Annotated in this window: 13 protein-coding genes and 2 tRNA genes; 6 read left to right on the top strand and 9 right to left on the bottom strand. The window is 69.8% G+C overall.

What is annotated here, in order from left to right; genetic code table 11:
• Positions 1-74: 74 nt before the first annotated feature.
• From ACIBLC_RS18660 to ACIBLC_RS18645, 4 genes are all read left to right on the top strand, one after another.
• Positions 75-3,020 (top strand): UPF0182 family protein, encoded by a 2,946-nt coding sequence (locus ACIBLC_RS18660; protein WP_399212201.1) that lies wholly within the window; start codon positions 75-77, stop codon positions 3,018-3,020.
• A gap of 43 nt (positions 3,021-3,063) precedes the next feature.
• Positions 3,064-3,137: transfer RNA gene (locus tag ACIBLC_RS18655), tRNA-Met, on the top strand.
• Between the two features lie 234 nt (positions 3,138-3,371).
• A complete protein-coding gene (locus ACIBLC_RS18650; RefSeq protein WP_399212057.1) occupies positions 3,372-5,186 on the top strand; it encodes a sel1 repeat family protein in 1,815 nt (604 codons plus the stop codon).
• Positions 5,187-5,361: 175 nt separating this feature from the next.
• Positions 5,362-5,435, top strand: a tRNA-Met gene (locus tag ACIBLC_RS18645).
• 68 nt (positions 5,436-5,503) lie between these two features.
• On the opposite strand, the gene ACIBLC_RS18640 is transcribed toward ACIBLC_RS18645, so the two are convergent.
• Positions 5,504-5,920: a Fur family transcriptional regulator gene (locus tag ACIBLC_RS18640; RefSeq protein ID WP_399212056.1), complete on the bottom strand. Its 417-nt coding sequence runs from the start codon at positions 5,918-5,920 to the stop codon at positions 5,504-5,506.
• Positions 5,921-6,045: 125 nt separating this feature from the next.
• Between ACIBLC_RS18640 and ACIBLC_RS18635 the strand changes: the two genes are divergently transcribed.
• Positions 6,046-7,515, top strand: coding sequence for a catalase (locus ACIBLC_RS18635; RefSeq protein ID WP_399212055.1), 1,470 nt, complete (start codon positions 6,046-6,048; stop codon positions 7,513-7,515).
• Between the two features lie 68 nt (positions 7,516-7,583).
• Here ACIBLC_RS18635 and ACIBLC_RS18630 read toward each other — a convergent pair whose 3' ends face one another.
• Together ACIBLC_RS18630 and hisN are read right to left on the bottom strand one after the other, a co-directional pair.
• Positions 7,584-7,982, bottom strand: a complete 399-nt coding sequence (locus tag ACIBLC_RS18630) for a cyclic nucleotide-binding/CBS domain-containing protein (RefSeq protein WP_399212054.1) — start codon at positions 7,980-7,982, stop codon at positions 7,584-7,586.
• A gap of 246 nt (positions 7,983-8,228) precedes the next feature.
• A complete protein-coding gene (gene hisN, locus ACIBLC_RS18625; RefSeq protein WP_399212052.1) occupies positions 8,229-9,029 on the bottom strand; it encodes a histidinol-phosphatase in 801 nt (266 codons plus the stop codon).
• Between the two features lie 516 nt (positions 9,030-9,545).
• On the opposite strand from hisN, the gene ACIBLC_RS18620 reads away from it, so the two are divergent.
• Positions 9,546-10,169, top strand: coding sequence for a TetR/AcrR family transcriptional regulator (locus tag ACIBLC_RS18620; protein ID WP_399212051.1), 624 nt, complete (start codon positions 9,546-9,548; stop codon positions 10,167-10,169).
• A gap of 67 nt (positions 10,170-10,236) precedes the next feature.
• On the opposite strand, the gene ACIBLC_RS18615 is transcribed toward ACIBLC_RS18620, so the two are convergent.
• The 6 genes from ACIBLC_RS18615 to ACIBLC_RS18590 form a co-directional block, all read right to left on the bottom strand.
• Complete coding sequence (locus tag ACIBLC_RS18615; RefSeq protein WP_399212050.1) at positions 10,237-10,560, bottom strand: DMT family transporter; 324 nt, start codon at positions 10,558-10,560, stop codon at positions 10,237-10,239.
• A gap of 151 nt (positions 10,561-10,711) precedes the next feature.
• A complete protein-coding gene (rsgA, locus tag ACIBLC_RS18610) occupies positions 10,712-11,722 on the bottom strand; it encodes a ribosome small subunit-dependent GTPase A (protein WP_399212049.1) in 1,011 nt (336 codons plus the stop codon).
• Positions 11,723-11,738: 16 nt separating this feature from the next.
• On the bottom strand, positions 11,739-13,079 hold the full coding sequence (gene aroA, locus ACIBLC_RS18605) for a 3-phosphoshikimate 1-carboxyvinyltransferase (protein WP_399212048.1): 1,341 nt from the start codon (positions 13,077-13,079) through the stop codon (positions 11,739-11,741).
• Between the two features lie 91 nt (positions 13,080-13,170).
• Positions 13,171-13,893, bottom strand: coding sequence for a M50 family metallopeptidase (locus ACIBLC_RS18600; RefSeq protein WP_399212047.1), 723 nt, complete (start codon positions 13,891-13,893; stop codon positions 13,171-13,173).
• Positions 13,894-14,365: 472 nt separating this feature from the next.
• On the bottom strand, positions 14,366-15,127 hold the full coding sequence (locus tag ACIBLC_RS18595; RefSeq protein WP_399212046.1) for an SDR family NAD(P)-dependent oxidoreductase: 762 nt from the start codon (positions 15,125-15,127) through the stop codon (positions 14,366-14,368).
• Positions 15,128-15,344: 217 nt separating this feature from the next.
• The gene (locus ACIBLC_RS18590; protein ID WP_399212044.1) at positions 15,345-15,530 is read right to left on the bottom strand and encodes a hypothetical protein; all 186 of its coding nucleotides are present in this window, start codon (positions 15,528-15,530) and stop codon (positions 15,345-15,347) included.
• Positions 15,531-15,538 lie beyond the last annotated feature (8 nt).

Genomic DNA, 15,538 nt, shown 5'->3' with positions numbered 1-15,538 from the left:
TGACGAATGGTCCACGATCACGGGGACCTGACGGACCAACAGCGAACTTCGAGGTGCGCACCTTGGCTTTCCAGATGCCGGACCGCGGCGGAGGCCCGACGGGGCCACGGATCAGAGTGGGCCGACCGTCCCGGCGTGTCCGGACCCTGCTCATGACATTGGGCGTACTGGCCGCACTGGCTATGGCCTTCGTCATGTTCGCGGGGTTCTGGACGGACTGGCTCTGGTACCGATCGGTTCACTACTCGTCCGTGTTCACGACCACGCTGTGGACCAAGATCGGGCTCTTCTTCGTCTTCGGCCTGCTCATGGCGGTCTCCGTCGGCGTGAACATCTGGCTGGCGCACCGGCTGCGCCCGCCGCTGAGCGCCATGTCGATGGAGCAGCAGAGCCTCGACCGGTACCGGATGGGGATCGCGCCGTACAAGAGGTGGCTGCTGTTCGGCATCACCTCACTGGTGGGGCTGATCGCCGGCGCGTCCGCCTCGGGCCAGTGGCGTACGTGGCTGATGTGGGTGAACGGGGTTCCCTTCAACCAGAAGGACCCCCAGTTCAACCTCGACATCTCCTTCTACACCTTCGACCTGCCCTGGTACCGCTTCCTGCTCGGGTTCGGCTTCGCCGCCACCGTGCTGTCGCTGATCGCAGCCGCGCTCACCCACTACCTCTACGGCGGGCTGCGCATCACCAGCCCGGGGGCGCGTGCCACGGCGGCCGCCACCGGGCATCTGTCGGTGCTGCTGGGCCTCTTCGTCGCGCTGAAGGCCGTCGCCTACTGGCTCGACCGGTACGGGCTCGCGGTGAAGTCCAGCGACTTCAAGGCGACCGACAGCTGGACGGGCCTCAGGTACGTCGACGCCAACGCGTATCTGCCGGCCAAGACGATCCTGTTCTGCATCGCCGTCATCTGCGCGCTGCTGTTCTTCGCCACCCTGTGGCGGCGCACCTGGCAGCTGCCCGTCATCGGCTTCGGCCTGATGGTGCTCTCCGCGATCCTCATCGGCGGCCTGTACCCGGCGATCGTCCAGAAGTTCCAGGTCCAGCCGAACGAACAGGCCAAGGAAGCGCCGTACGTCGCGAAGAACCTCAAGGCGACCCGGGAGGCCTACGGGATCGAGGGCACCGACGTCACGGAGTACGCGGGCACGAGCGAGACCAAGGACACCACCAAGCTGCGCGAGGAAGCCGACACCACGGCGAGCATCCGCCTGCTGGACCCGAACATCGTCTCCCCGGCGTTCCAGCAGTTGCAGCAGATGAAGAACTACTACGCGTTCCCGACCAACCTGGACGTCGACCGCTACAGCGCGGACGGCACCGACCAGGACACGGTCATCGGTCTGCGTGAGCTGAACCTCGCCGGCATCCCGAAGAACAACTGGATCAACGACCACTTCCGTTACACGCACGGATACGGCGTGGTCGCCGCCAAGGGCACCACGGCGACCTCCGGCGGCCAGCCGGTCTTCACCGAGTCCGACCTGCCGTCCAAGGGCGACCTCGGTACGTACGAGCAGCGGGTCTACTACGGAGAGAAGACCACGCAGTACTCGATCGTCGGCGGTCCCCAGAAGGAGATCGACTACTCCGACGACAACGGCGAGAAGACCACCAGCTACACGGGCAAGAGCGGCGTCAACCTCTCGAACCCGATAAACCGCGCCGCGTACGCGGTGGCGTTCAGCGAGCCGCAGATCCTCTACTCGGGCGCGATCGGTGAGGGTTCGCGGATCCTCTACAACCGCACGCCCAAGGACCGTGTCGAGGCGGTGGCGCCCTGGCTGACCATCGACGGTGACGCCTACCCGGCCGTGGTCGACGGGAAGATCCAGTGGATCGTCGACGCGTACACGACCACCAACGGCTATCCGTACGCCTCCCGCACCACGCTGGGCGACACGACGGCCGACTCGCTGACCGCGACCAACAACCAGCGTGCGGTGGTGGCCCAGCAGAACCAGGTCAACTACATCCGCAACTCGGTGAAGGCGACCGTCGACGCGTACACCGGTGAGGTCAAGCTCTACCAGTGGGACACCGAGGATCCGGTCCTGAAGACCTGGATGAAGGCGTTCCCGAACACGGTGGAGCCCCGGAGTGACATCTCGTCCTCGCTGATGGCCCATCTGCGGTACCCGCAGGACCTGTTCAAGGTCCAGCGCGAGCTGCTGACCCGCTATCACGTGAAGGACGCGGACACCTTCCTCAGCGGCAGTGAGGTCTGGCAGGTGCCGGACGACCCGACCAACAAGTCGGGCGACGCGGTCCCGCCGTACTACCTGAGCATGGAGATGCCAGGACAGACGGCGCAGGCGTTCTCGTTGACCACGACGTTGACGCCGAACGGCCGGGACAACCTGAGCGCCTTCATGTCGGTCAACGCCGAGGCGGGCACCCCCGGCTACGGCAAGATCAGAATCCTGAAACTGCCGACGAGCGAACCGGTCGACGGGCCCAAACAGGTCCAGAGCCAGTTCAACTCCCAACCGAACATCGCCGAGTCCATCAGACTCCTCCAGGGCGGCGACTCGGAAGTCGAGTACGGCAACCTGCTGACGGTGCCACTCGACGGAGGACTGCTCTATGTGGAGCCCGTCTACGTACGCGGCGGTGGACTCAAGTACCCGCTGCTGCGCAAGGTGTTGGTGAGCTACGGGGGCAGAACGGCCTTCGAGAACACGCTCGACGCGGCGCTCAACAAGGTCCTGGGATCCGAGGGTTCGACCACCGAGCCACCACCCGAGGACACCACGGAGCCACCGCCGGCCTCGAACAACCCGACGGTCCAAGAGGCGCTGAACGACGCCCAGAAGGCCTTCGACGAGGGCCAGGAAGCTCTCACGAAGGGCGACTGGGAGGCGTACGGCGAAGCGCAAAAGGATCTTGAGTCCGCGTTGAAGCGGGCCGAGGAGGCGCAGGCCAAGGCGGACGAGCCCAGTGGTGGCAGCGGCAGCAGTGCGAGCCCCAGTGGGAGTGCGAGCCCGTCCCCGAGCGGCAGTGAGAGCCCGGCCGACGGCTGAGTCAGGAGCCACCCCGCGCCGTGGTACGGTTGCAACACAACGGCGCGGGGTGGAGCAGCTCGGTAGCTCGCTGGGCTCATAACCCAGAGGTCGCAGGTTCAAATCCTGTCCCCGCTACTGAAAGTCGAAGGCCCGGATCCTGATCAAGGATCCGGGCCTTCGGCGTGTGTGACGGTGTGGCGGCGCGCCGCTTCCGTGTGGCCTGGCGACTCGCGTGAACTGCTGCTCCAAACGTGGGGAGTTGGGAAATCCGTGTTTGACTTGTCTCTCTGTGGGCAAGTCGACAAAACGCTGAAGTGACCTCACTGGCTGCGGTATACCAGGTGTACCCAGGTTGCAGGTGGTGCGACGATGGACGTTATGGGGGACAAGGCAACTCTGTTGGATACAGGGCGTTTTGTGCAGCCTACCGATCGGGACGAAACCGGCGAGGCTGCCGAGGAGGCACGCCAACGGCTCGCCGCGGAAGCCGGCGAAGTCGAGGCCATGAGTGTCCTCGGAGCGATGCTGCTGCGCCGCGGTGATCTCGACGGAGCCGAGCCTCAACTGCGCGCGGCCACGGCCGCCGGTGACCGCGCGGCCGCCAACAACCTTGGTGTCCTCCTGCACCAGCGCGGATACGGCGACGACGCCGCCGGCTGGTGGCGGATCGCCGCCGTCGCGGGCTCCGCCGCCGCCGCGCACGCCCTCGGCCGCTACCACCGCGAGCGCGGCGACGAACCCGCCGCCGAGTACTGGCTGCGCCAGTCCGCCGAGCAGGGGCACGCGCTGGGCGCGTACGCGCTGGCGGACCTGCTGGAGCACCGTGCCGATGTCGGCGCGGAGCAGTGGATGCGGGCCGCCGCCGAGCGCGGGCACCGCGAGGCCGCGTACCGGTTGGCGCGAACCCTTGACCGCAAGGTGGTGGACTCGGGCGGGGCCAGGGCGGACGGCGGCGTCATCGGTGCCGGCGGTGCAGAGGCCGAGCAGTGGTACCGCCAGGCCGCCGCGCGCGGGCACCGGCGGGCCGCGCTGCACCTCGGGGCGATCCTGGAGAAGCGCGGCCAGCTCAAGGAGGCGGGCCGCTGGTATCTGACGTCCGCCAAGGACGGTGAGGCGCGGGCCGCGTGCGCGTTGGGGTTCCTGCTGCGGGACGCGGGCGACCCCGACAGCGCCGCCGTGTGGTGGCTGCGAGCCGCCCAGGACGGTGACGGGAACGCGGCCAATGCCCTGGGCGCGCTGCACGCCGAGCGCGGCGAGACGCAGACCGCCGAGCGGTGGTACCGGGCCGCGATGGACGCCGGTGACGTGAACGGGGCGTACAACCTCGGGCTGCTCTGTGCCGAGCAGGGCCGGACCGCGCAGGCCGAGCAGTGGTACCGGCGTGCGGCGTACGCCGGTCATCGCGAGGCGGCGAACGCGCTCGCCATTCTGCTGCTCCAGGTCGGCGACGCGGCCGGGGCCCAGCCGTGGTTCTCGAAGGCCGCGGAGGCCGGGAGCGTCGACGCCGCGTTCAATCTGGGGATTCTGCACGCCGGACGGGGGACCGAGGACGAGGACGAGGCGGCCCTGCGGTGGTACGAGCGTGCCGCCGCGGCCGGACACACCGAGGCGGCGCTTCAGGTCGCCATCGCGCGGCTGCGTGAGGGGGACGAGCGGGACGCCGAGCGGCACCTGAGGTGCGCGGCGGGAGGCGGCAGCGCCGAGGCCGCCTACCGGCTCGCCGCCGTTCTCGACGCCCGGCAGCCGCCGGTGCCCGCGCATGAGCTGGGCGAGTCCGCGCAGGAGAAGAGCGAGTGCGAGGAGTGGTACGAGCGGGCGGCCTCCCAGGGGCACCGCCGGGCGCAGGTGCGGGTCGGGATGCTGGCCGCCGCGCGGGGCGATGTGGTGGAGGCGGCACGGTGGTACCGCGAGGCGGCGGAGGCCGGGTCGCGGAACGGGGCGTTCAATCTCGGGCTGTTGCTCGCTCGCGAAGGCAGCGAGCCGGAGGCGGCTGTGTGGTGGGAGCGGGCCGCTGACGCGGGGCACGGGCGGGCGGCGCTCCGGCTCGCGCTCGTGTACGCGCGTGGGGGGGAGCTTGCCGAGGGAAAGCGGTGGGCCGACCGTGCCGTCTCCCTTGGGCCCGCGGAGGTTTCCGAGCGGGCGGCTCGGTTGCGGGATGCGTTGCGGGAGGAGTTGTCCGCGTGAGGGGTGGTCGGGGGTGGGTGGGTCTTTCGCCCCTTCCGCCCCTTCCCGTCCCGTATCCGGGGGCTGCCCCCCCAGACCTCCGCTTCGGCCTTGGACGGCCTCGTCCTCAAGCGCCGGACGGGCTGGAAGTGATTTGCGCTGGTCCGCAGGGGTGACGTACTGTTCATTTCAACGGCGCGGGGTGGAGCAGCTCGGTAGCTCGCTGGGCTCATAACCCAGAGGTCGCAGGTTCAAATCCTGTCCCCGCTACTGAAGGCCGAAGGCCCGGAACCAATGGTTCCGGGCCTTCGGTGTGTTTGCTGTCGGCGTGGGGCCGGTCAGGCCGCCGCGCAGTTCGGGCAGAGGCCGCGATAGGTCACCTCGACGTCCGAGACCGTGAAGCCGAAGCGCTCCGAGTCGGGGAGATCGGTGAGCGGGTTGCCGTCCGGGTGGACGTCGCGGATCGAGCCGCACTTAGCGCAGACCAGGTGGTGGTGCGGGCGGTGCGCGTTCGGGTCGTACCGCTTGGCGCGCTTGTCGGTCGCGACCTCCAGCACCTCGCCGAGGGAGACCAGCTCGCCCAGCGTGTTGTAGACGGTCGCCCGGGAGATCTCCGGCAGCTTGACGACGGCACGTGAGTGCACCTCGTCGGCCGTCAGGTGGACGTGATCGCCGTCCAGGACCTCGGCCACGACGCGCCGCTGTGCGGTCATCCGCCATCCGCGTCCGCGTAGTCGTTCCAGCAGGTCACTCATGCGAACCAGCCTAACAGTAAGGGGAACAGATCCCGAACAGGTGTGACTTTGGAGCTCTGCTTGACTTGGATTTTGTCTAATGTAGGATCGGCTGCGGTACTGGGCGAGGGTCAGGACTTGCCCGAATGACGCAGGAGGCGCACGTGACGCAGGGACCGCTTACGACGGAGGCCGGTGCGCCGGTCGCGGACAACCAGAACAGCGAGACCGCGGGCATCGGCGGGCCCGTCCTCGTGCAGGACCAGGCGTTGCTGGAGAAGCTCGCGCACTTCAACCGTGAGCGGATCCCGGAGCGGATCGTGCACGCGCGGGGCGCCGGTGCGTACGGCACCTTCACGCTCACCCGGGACGTCTCGCAGTGGACCCGGGCCGGGTTCCTCTCCGAGGTCGGCAAGCGGACCGAGACCTTTCTGCGGTTCTCGACCGTGGCCGGCAACCTCGGTTCCGCGGACGCGGTCCGTGACCCCCGCGGCTTCGCGCTGAAGTTCTACACCGAGGAGGGCAACTACGACCTCGTCGGCAACAACACCCCGGTGTTCTTCATCAAGGACGCCATCAAGTTCCCCGACTTCATCCACACGCAGAAGCGCGACCCGTACACCGGATCGCAGGAAGCCGACAACGTGTGGGACTTCTGGGGGCTTTCGCCCGAGTCCACGCACCAGGTGACCTGGCTCTTCGGCGACCGTGGCATTCCGGCGACGCTGCGGCACATGAACGGGTACGGCTCGCACACCTACCAGTGGAACAACGAGGCCGGCGAGGTCTTCTGGGTCAAGTACCACTTCAAGACCGACCAGGGCATCAGGAACCTGACCACCGAGGAGGCCGTCCGGCTCTCCGGTGTGGACCCCGACTCGCACCAGCGCGACCTGCGTGAGGCGATCGAGCGCGGTGACTTCCCGTCCTGGACCGTGCAGGTGCAGATCATGCCGGCGGCCGAGGCGGCGAACTACCGCTTCAACCCGTTCGACCTCACCAAGGTGTGGCCGCACGAGGACTATCCGCCGGTCGAGATCGGCAGGCTCGAGCTCAACCGCAACCCGGAGAACATCTTCGCCGAGGTCGAGCAGAGCATCTTCTCGCCGGCGCACTTCGTGCCGGGTATCGGGCCCTCGCCCGACAAGATGCTCCAGGGGCGGCTGTTCGCCTACGGCGACGCCCACCGCTATCGGGTCGGCGTCAACGCCGACCACCTGCCGGTGAACCGGCCGCACGCCACCGAGGCGCGTACCAACTCGCGTGACGGGTTCCTGTACGACGGGCGCCACAGGGGTACGAAGAACTACGAGCCCAACTCGTTCGGCGGGCCCGTCCAGACCGGCCGTCCGCTGTGGGTGTCGACCCCTGTCGCCGGTGGAACCGGCAACCACGAGGCTCCTGTTCACACCGAGGACGACGACTTCGTGCAGGCGGGGAATCTCTACCGGCTGTTCTCCGAGGAGGAGAAGGTCCGGCTGATCGATAACCTGGCGGGGTTCATCGCCAAGGTCTCCCGGGACGACATCGCCGAGCGGGCGATCGACAACTTCCGCCGGGCTGACGGGGACTTCGGGAAGCGGCTGGAGGCCGCGGTTCAGGGGCTGCGTGGCTGACGGGCGGTAGCTTCCGCGGTGGGCCGGACCCCCTGGGTTTCAGGGGGTCCGGCCCGTTCGTCCGGGGATCAGACCTGCGCGGGTGCGCGTCGGCGGGTCGGGGCCCAGCAGCGGATGATGTCCCGGACCGAGACGATGCCGACGGGGCCTGTTCCGTCGAGCACGATCAGGTGCCGGAAGCCGCCCTGCGACATGGCTGTCGCGGCTTCCTCCAGGGTCCAGCCGGGGGCGGCGAAGACGACGTCGGTGGTGGTGTGGCTGCCTGCGGTCTCGGTGTCCGGGCTCTGGCCCAGGGCCACCGAGTTCAGGATGTCGCGCTCAGTGAGGATTCCTAGTCCGCTCGAGTCCTCGTCGAGGACTACGGCCGCGCCGATGCGGCGCGCGGACATCAGGCGGGCCGCCTGGCGGAGGGTGTGTGCCGGGCCGATGGTGAGGACCACCGTGCTCATGGCGTCGCGGACGAGCATGGGCTGGAGCCACCTCCTTGGTGAATCGCTTGTCCTGGCGGTGCCGGGTTCCCTGGCGGAGCGCCGGTTCTTCGGCTGGGTGCCGATCGGTGGGCGTTGGCGTCGGGGTCCCCGGCGGGGCGTCAAGAGAAGTGATTCACAAGTTCACAAGTGGGGGAGCTCTCAGAGTCGCAGGTAAAAGGAGGGTCAACAAGGGGGCGCGTGCGGCTAGTTCGGGGCGCCCGGGGGTTACTCAGGAGCCTCGCTTCAGTACCGCTGATTCAGGTAACCCAGCATTTCGTCGTGCAGGATGCCGTTCGACGCGGCCGCGTTGCCGCTGTGCGGGCCGGGGCGGCCGTCGAGGCCGGTGAAGGAGCCGCCCGCCTCCGTCACGATGATCGCGTTCGCCGCCATGTCCCAGAGGGAGAGCTCGGGTTCGGCGCAGATGTCGACGGAGCCCTCGGCGACCATCATGTACGGCCAGAAGTCGCCGTAGCCGCGGGTGCGCCAGACGGCCTTCGTGAGGTCGAGGAAGCCGTCCAGGAGGCCCTGGTCCTCCCAGCCGCTGAGGGAGGAGTACGCGAAGGAGGCGTCCGTGAGGCGCGAGACCTTCGAGACGTGGAGCGGGGAGGCCGAGGTGAGGCTGCGGCCGGTGAACGCGCCGGCGCCCTTCGCGGCCCACCAGCGGCGGCCGAGCGCGGGGGCGGAGACCACGCCGACGACCGGCTGGTAGCCGCCCTCGGCCGCCTCCATCAGGGAGATGAGGGTGGCCCAGACGGGGACGCCGCGTACGTAGTTCTTGGTGCCGTCGATCGGGTCGATCACCCAGCGGCGGGGGCCCGTGCCCTCGATGCCGTACTCCTCGCCGAGGATCGCGTCGCGAGGGCGTGCCCGCTGGAGCTGCCCGCGGATGAGTTCCTCGGCGGCCTTGTCCGCCTCGCTCACCGGCGTCAGGTCCGGCTTGGTCTCGACCTTGAGGTCGAGGGCCTTGAACCGGGCCATCGTCGCGGCGTCGGCGGCGTCGGCGAGGACGTGGGCCAGGCGAAGGTCATCGTGGTAGTCGGGCATGGGGGAACCGTATCCGCCCGTCCTGGGGAGGGCTACACGGCCTGGGAGATCTTCGTGGAGAGGGCTGCGCGGGCCCGGGAGAGCCTTCGTGGGGAGGGCTGCGCGGGCCCCGGAGAACTTCGTGGTGTGGGGGGCAGCGGCTGGGTGGGCCTCGTCGCGGGTCCGCCGGGGGTGGGTCGGGGCCGCACCGGAGCATCCGTCCTCGGTCTGGCGCGGAATCGGTTGCCTTGGGAGGGGAACGGTGTTGACGCGCCAGCCGCTGCGGGCGGACGTTCCGGCGCGTCCCCTTCGGTGACATCGCGGGTGCCGCTGTGAGGGGCTTGCCATCCGTGACGGGTTCGCCGGGCTAGGCGGCTCGACCTTCTCGCCGGTTCCGGCAGGTGAAGGGGCTCGTTCTCTCCGTCGGGCGGGGGCGTGCGGTGCGGTGTGCGCTTCTGGGGGTGTCGCGCACTCTTGACAGTGGACCTGTGCGCGTCAAACCTGAGCTGCGGAGCCGATCGCCGCTGGGAGGCGATGATGCCTGCTGCTCGGGAATCCCTTTTGGACGCCGCCTATACGGCGCTCGCGCGTCGTGCGTGGTCCGCGGTGCGGATGGTCGATGTGGCCGCCGTGGCCGGGGTGTCGCGCCAGACGCTCTACAACGAGTTCGGGAGCAAGGAAGGGCTGGCGCGTGCCCTCGTACGGCGGGAGGCCGATGCCTATCTCGCCGGGGTCGAGCGGGCGTTGGGCGCGCACGCGGACGCGCGGGAGCGGTTGGTCGCCGCCGCCGAGTGGACCGCGTCGGCGGCCCGGAGCAATGTGCTGGTCCGGGCGATGCTGACCGGGTGCTGGAGTGAGCGTCTGCCTTCGCTGACGCTCTCGGCGGTGCCCTCGTCCTCCGCCGTGCCCGCGCAGCGGCGGGCCGACGGTCCGCTGCCCTCGCCCGCCGACCTCGTGGCGCTCGTCCGTGACAAGGCCGTCGCCTCGCTCTCCACCCCCAGGGGGGTGGCCTCCAGACGGGTGGACGCGGCCGAGCTGGCCCGCTCCTGCGAGTTGGTCGTGCGGCTCTCGCTGTCCTGTGTGTCGGCGCCTCCGGGGGAGGGCGGGCTGACCGACCTGGTGAAAGCCGCCCTGCCGTCCGTCCATCGCCTCAGCGTCTAGGGCGGAGGAGGAGGGCGGCAGGAAGGAGAGGGCTCCGGAAAGGAGAGGGCTCCGGAAAGGAGGGTGCCTACTGCGCCGAGCCTGACAGTTGCAGGCCGATCACTCCCATGATGACGAAGCTGATCGAGACGATCTTCAGGGTCGACACGAGGTCGCCCAGGAAGATCATTCCGTAGATCGCCGTGCCTGCCGCGCCGATGCCTGTCCAGACCGCGTACGCGGGGCCCACGTCCAGCTTCTTGAGGGAGAGGGTCAGCAGGCCGAAGCTGCCCAGGGCGAAGACGCAGAACGCGACCGTGGGCCAGAGTCTGGTGAAACCGTGCGAGAGCTTGAGACAGACGGCGAAGCCCGTTTCGAGCAGTCCCGCCACAACGACCAGCAGCCATGCCATGGCTTGTCCTCCCACGTCCGAACGTCGACTGCTTGGTCTGGTGTGTGTGGTTCAGGTCAGCGGCTTTCCGGTGGTACTCGGTGCGATTATGCATTTTCCGGCGCGGTACGGACGCAAACAACGCGGAGGTCAGGCGGCGGAGAGGACGATGTCAGTCGCCCTCGTTCCGCTCCCGTGTCGCGAGCAGCCGGCGCAGGGAGTACAGGCGGGCGGGGTCCGCGTGCCCGTCGGCCACCCACTGGTCCAGTGCGCAGTCCGGCTCGTCGTGACTGCACGCGCGTGGGCAGCCCTCGGTGCCGGGTTCGAGGTCGGGGAAGGCCTTGATGACGCGGGAGGGGTTCACGTGGTGGAGGCCGAAGGACCGTAGGCCCGGGGTGTCGACGACCCAGCCCGCGGCTTCCGGCAGCGGGATCGCGCGTGCCGAGGTCGTGGTGTGCCGGCCGCGGCCCGTCACGGCGTTGACATGGCCCGTGATGCGCCGCCGGTCCCGTGCGACCAGCGCGTTGACCAGGGTCGTCTTGCCGACGCCTGAGTGTCCGATGAACGCCGTGATTTTGTTGTTCAGTTGCTCGCGCACCCGGTCCACCGCGTGGCCGTCCTCGAACTCCTCGCGGGTGGTGACGACGTAGGGGATGTCCAGGTCGCCGTACAGCTCGAGGAGTTTGTCCGGCGGGGCGAGGTCCGACTTCGTCAGGACGAGGAGGGGTTCCAGGCCGCCGTCGTACGCCGCCACCAGGCAGCGGTCGATCAGGCGCGGGCGCGGCTCGGGGTCGGCGAGGGCCGTGACGATGGCGAGCTGGTCGGCGTTGGCGACGACCACGCGCTCGTAGGGGTCGTCGTCGTCGGCCGTGCGGCGCAGGACCGAGGTGCGCGGCTCGATGCGGACGATGCGGGCGAGGGTGTCCTTGGCGCCGGACAGGTCACCGATGATGGCGACACGGTCACCGACCACCGCCGCCTTGCGGCCCAGTTCGCGGGCCTTCACGGCCATCACCACACGGTCCTCGACGAGGCAGGTGAGCCGTCCCCGGTCGACGGTGAGGACCATGCCCTCCGAGGCGTCCTCGTGCTTGGGGCGGATGTTCGTACGCGGACGGTTGCCCTTGCGGTTGGGGCGGGTGGGGATGTCGTCCTCGTCGGGGTTCTTGCCGTAACGGCGCATGATCGTGATCCGCCCGTCAGTTCCCGAGCATTCCGGTCCAGAGATCGGGGAAGTCCGGGAGGGTCTTCGCCGTCGTCGCCACGTTCTCGATCTGTACGCCCTCCACCGCCAGGCCGATGATCGCGCCCGCGGTCGCCATACGGTGGTCGTCGTAGGTGTGGAAGACGCCGCCGTGCAGTCGGCGCGGCCGGATGTGCAGGCCGTCGGCGGTCTCCGTGACGTCGCCGCCGAGTTCGTTGATCTCCTTGGTGAGCGCCGCCAGCCGGTCCGTCTCGTGCAGGCGGAGGTGGGACACACCACGGAGCGTGGAGGGGGAGTCGGCGAGTGCCGCCACCGCCGCGATGCCGGGGGTCAGCTCGCCGACCTCGCTCAGGTCCACGTCGAGGCCGTGGACCGAACCCGAACCGGTGAACTCCAGGCCCGCCTCGGTCAGTTCGCAGGAGCCACCCATCTCGGTGAAGATCTCCCGCAGCCTGTCCCCCGGCTGGGTGGTGTGCGCGGGCCAGTCGGGGACCACGACCTTGCCGCCGGTCACCAGGGCCGCCGCCAGGAACGGCTGCGCGTTGGACAGGTCCGGCTCGACGGTGAGGTCGCGGCCGAGCAGGGCGCCCGGCGTGACCCGCCAGACGTTGGGCTCGCCGCCCGACTCCGGGGTGTCCACCTGGGCGCCGACCGCGCGCAGCATGTCGACCGTCATCCGGATGTGCGGCAGGGAGGGCAGCGAGGAGCCGATGTGGCGGACCTCCACACCCTGGTTGAAGCGCGGTCCCGACAGGAGCAGGGCGGAGACGAACTGCGAGGACGAGGACGCGTCGATCTCCACCGGGCCGCCGTCCAGTGCGCCCCCGCCGTGCACGGTCAGCGGGAGTGCGCCGCGGCCGTCGTCGTCGATCCGGGCGCCGAGCAGGCGCAGCGCGTCGATCACGCCGTTCAGCGGGCGCTCGTAGGAACGCGGGTCGCCGTCGAAGCGGATCGGGCCGTCGGCCAGGGCCGCGACCGGGGGCAGGAAACGCATCACCGTGCCGGCGTTGCCGACGTCGACGGTGGCCGGGCCGTGCAGGCCCGAGGGGATGACACGCCAGGCCTCGCCCGAGGCGTCCGGGCCCACGGCGACCGTGGAACTGGACGACACCGTCTCCTCGATGCCCACGCCCATCGCGCGCAGCCCGCCCGCCATCAGCAGCGTGTCGCGGGAGCGGAGCGGGCGGCGCAGCCAGCCGGGCTCCGAGGCGAGCGCCGCGAGCACCAGCGCGCGGTTGGTGACCGACTTGGACCCCGGGACGTGGACCGTCGCGTCGACGGCTCCGCTCGCGTGCGGGGCGGGCCAGAGGTCGGTGTGGGCGGGGTTAACGGTCATGCGCCCACTTTAGTGGGGGTTGGCGGTGCCGGGTTTCGCCGGGGAACGGCTCCGGCAGGCCGTCGCGCACCGAAAAGCAGCCTCTGCGGTGTCACAGGTTCAACAGCCACCGGCCGCCGCCTATCAGGGAGCACAGCGACACCGCGTGGAACAGGAACAGCCACAGGCCCGCCGGTACGTGCGTGAGGCGGGACAACTGGTCCGCGTCCGAGTCGCCCGCGCCGCCGCGGCTTCGCTTGGCCTGGAGTTCGAAGGCCGGGCGGACGCCGCCGACCAGCAGGAACCACACCACCACGTACGCGAACGCCGCCTGGACCTGAGGGCCGGCGAACCAGGACACCGCCACGAAGGTGCCGCCGGTGACGAGCACCGTGAGCGCGCCGTACGCGTTGCGGATCATCACCAGCATCGCCACCAGCAGGGCCGTGGCCAGCCAGAGCAGCGCGGTGATGTGGTTCGCGCCGAGCAGCGCCGCGCCGCCGAGGCCGAGCAGCGGGGGAGCGGTGTAGCCGGCGGAGGCGGTGAGGATCATGCCGAGGCCGGTGGGCTTGCCGCGGCTGACGGTGAGACCGCTGGTGTCGGAGTGCAGCCGGATGCCGCTGAGACTGCGGCCGGTGAGCAGGGCGACCAGACCGTGGCCGCCCTCGTGCGCGATGGTGATGGCGTTGCGGGAGAGCCGCCAGACGCCGTGCGGGACGGTCACGGCGAGGGCCGCGGCGAGGGCGGCGATCACCACCCACAGATCGGGGTCCGGCTGGCTGCCGAAGACCTGGTCCCAGACCCCTGACAGCGAGGTGGCTGCGGTGCTGTCCATTGTCGGCGGTGGCTCCCTCTGGTGACGTGGAATCTGGCAGTCTGGCACGTATGTGCGGACGGTATCTGAGACGCCGTGTTAGCAGCGATCGTTCCTGACGGCAAACATGCAGCTCAAAGCGTTAGAGCCCCGGAGTAATCCGGGGCTCTCGCTCTACCCGTGCTGACTGTGTGCTGACCTGGAGGCACCTGTGATCACCCTGGGGAACCCGCCCCGTGCTGGGCCGGTGCTGATTTCCTTGCACTGTCCCGGTTCGGTCGGGCGTTGCCGTGGAGGTCGACCACACCTGTACGCGAGCACCCGCGCAGCATCGACCTGGTCCGCTACCGGGTCCTCGGCAAGGGCCTCCTCGGACTTGAGATCGTGGCTTCGGTCACCGGGTGGACGCAGGGCCGCCGCTCGCCCAGGCTCGACGTGGCCCGGGTACGGGCGGCACAGCAGCGGCCGGCGGCGTACGAGCGCGGAGGGGGAATCAGCGGAGGGCCATGCGGATCGCCCCATCGAGGCGGATGGTTTCGCCGTTGAGCATGGGGTTGGCGATGATGTGCTCCACGAGCGCCGCGTACTCGGCAGCATCTCCGAGCCGTGCAGGGTGGAGGACTTGGGCGGCGAGCGCGGCGCGTGCCTTGTCCGGGAGGCCGGCGAGCATCGGGGTGGCGAACAGCCCGGGAGCGATGGATACGACGCGGATCAGGTGTTCGGCGAGGTCGCGGGCGAGCGGCAGGGTCATGCCCGCGATGCCTGCCTTGGCGGCGGCGTAAGCGGTCTGACCGATCTGCCCGTCGAAGGCGGCGACGGAGGCGGTGGTGATGATGACCCCGCGTTCCTCCTCGTCGGGGACGTTGGCGGCCATTCGCTCGGCGGCGAGCTGGACGGTGTTGAAGGTGCCGAGGAGGTTTACCTCGATGACGCGTCGGAAGTCGGCGGTCTGCGCGGCGCCCGGCCGTCCGGCGATGCGGAAGGCGCGCAGGATGCCGGCGCAGGTGACGACCGCGCGGATGGGGGCGAGCGCCTCGGCCGTGTCCAGTGCGGCGGTCACCTGCTCGGGACTGGTGACGTCGGCCGCGGCGAAGCAGGCTTGGTCGCCGAGTGCGGCGGCCGTGCGTTCGCCGTCCGACCTGGGCAGGCCGACCAGGACGACACGGGCTCCGGCCGCGGTGAGCCGGCGTGCGGTGGCGAGGCCGAGCCCGGATGCGCCACCGGTGATCACGGCGACACCTTTGGACATGTCCAACTGCTCGATCCTTACGTCTGGGTGGTCTCGACGTCTGGGTGGTCTCGGCCCGCCGTGACTTCACGCATGAGGGATCACGTGACTTCACGTGTGGAGGATCAGTGGCGCGCAGCTCATACGCCATCGATACCCGAGGTCGGCGAAGACGGGCCGGGGGGGGGGGGGGGGGGGGGCGGGGGCCCCCCCCCCCCCCCCCCCCCCCCCCCCCGCGGCTGTCCTACTGGGGCAGGCGGCCCGAACGAAGGCGGTCGACCATACTGGCCCGCTCGTCTTCGCTGAACGAGGCGTGCTTCGCCTTGAGCCGGCCCTTCAAGGCGTCCAGTTCGTGCGCCGGCCGGTTCAGCATGTCCCCGTGAGCGGCTTTCAGCTGTGCGATCTCGTTGGGTGTCAGGGGGCGGTGCATGGTGGTCC

The organism is Streptomyces sp. NPDC050535, from assembly GCF_044457665.1.
Classification (GTDB): Bacteria; Actinomycetota; Actinomycetes; order Streptomycetales; family Streptomycetaceae; genus Streptomyces.
This window is presented reverse-complemented; position numbering and strand designations above follow the sequence as displayed.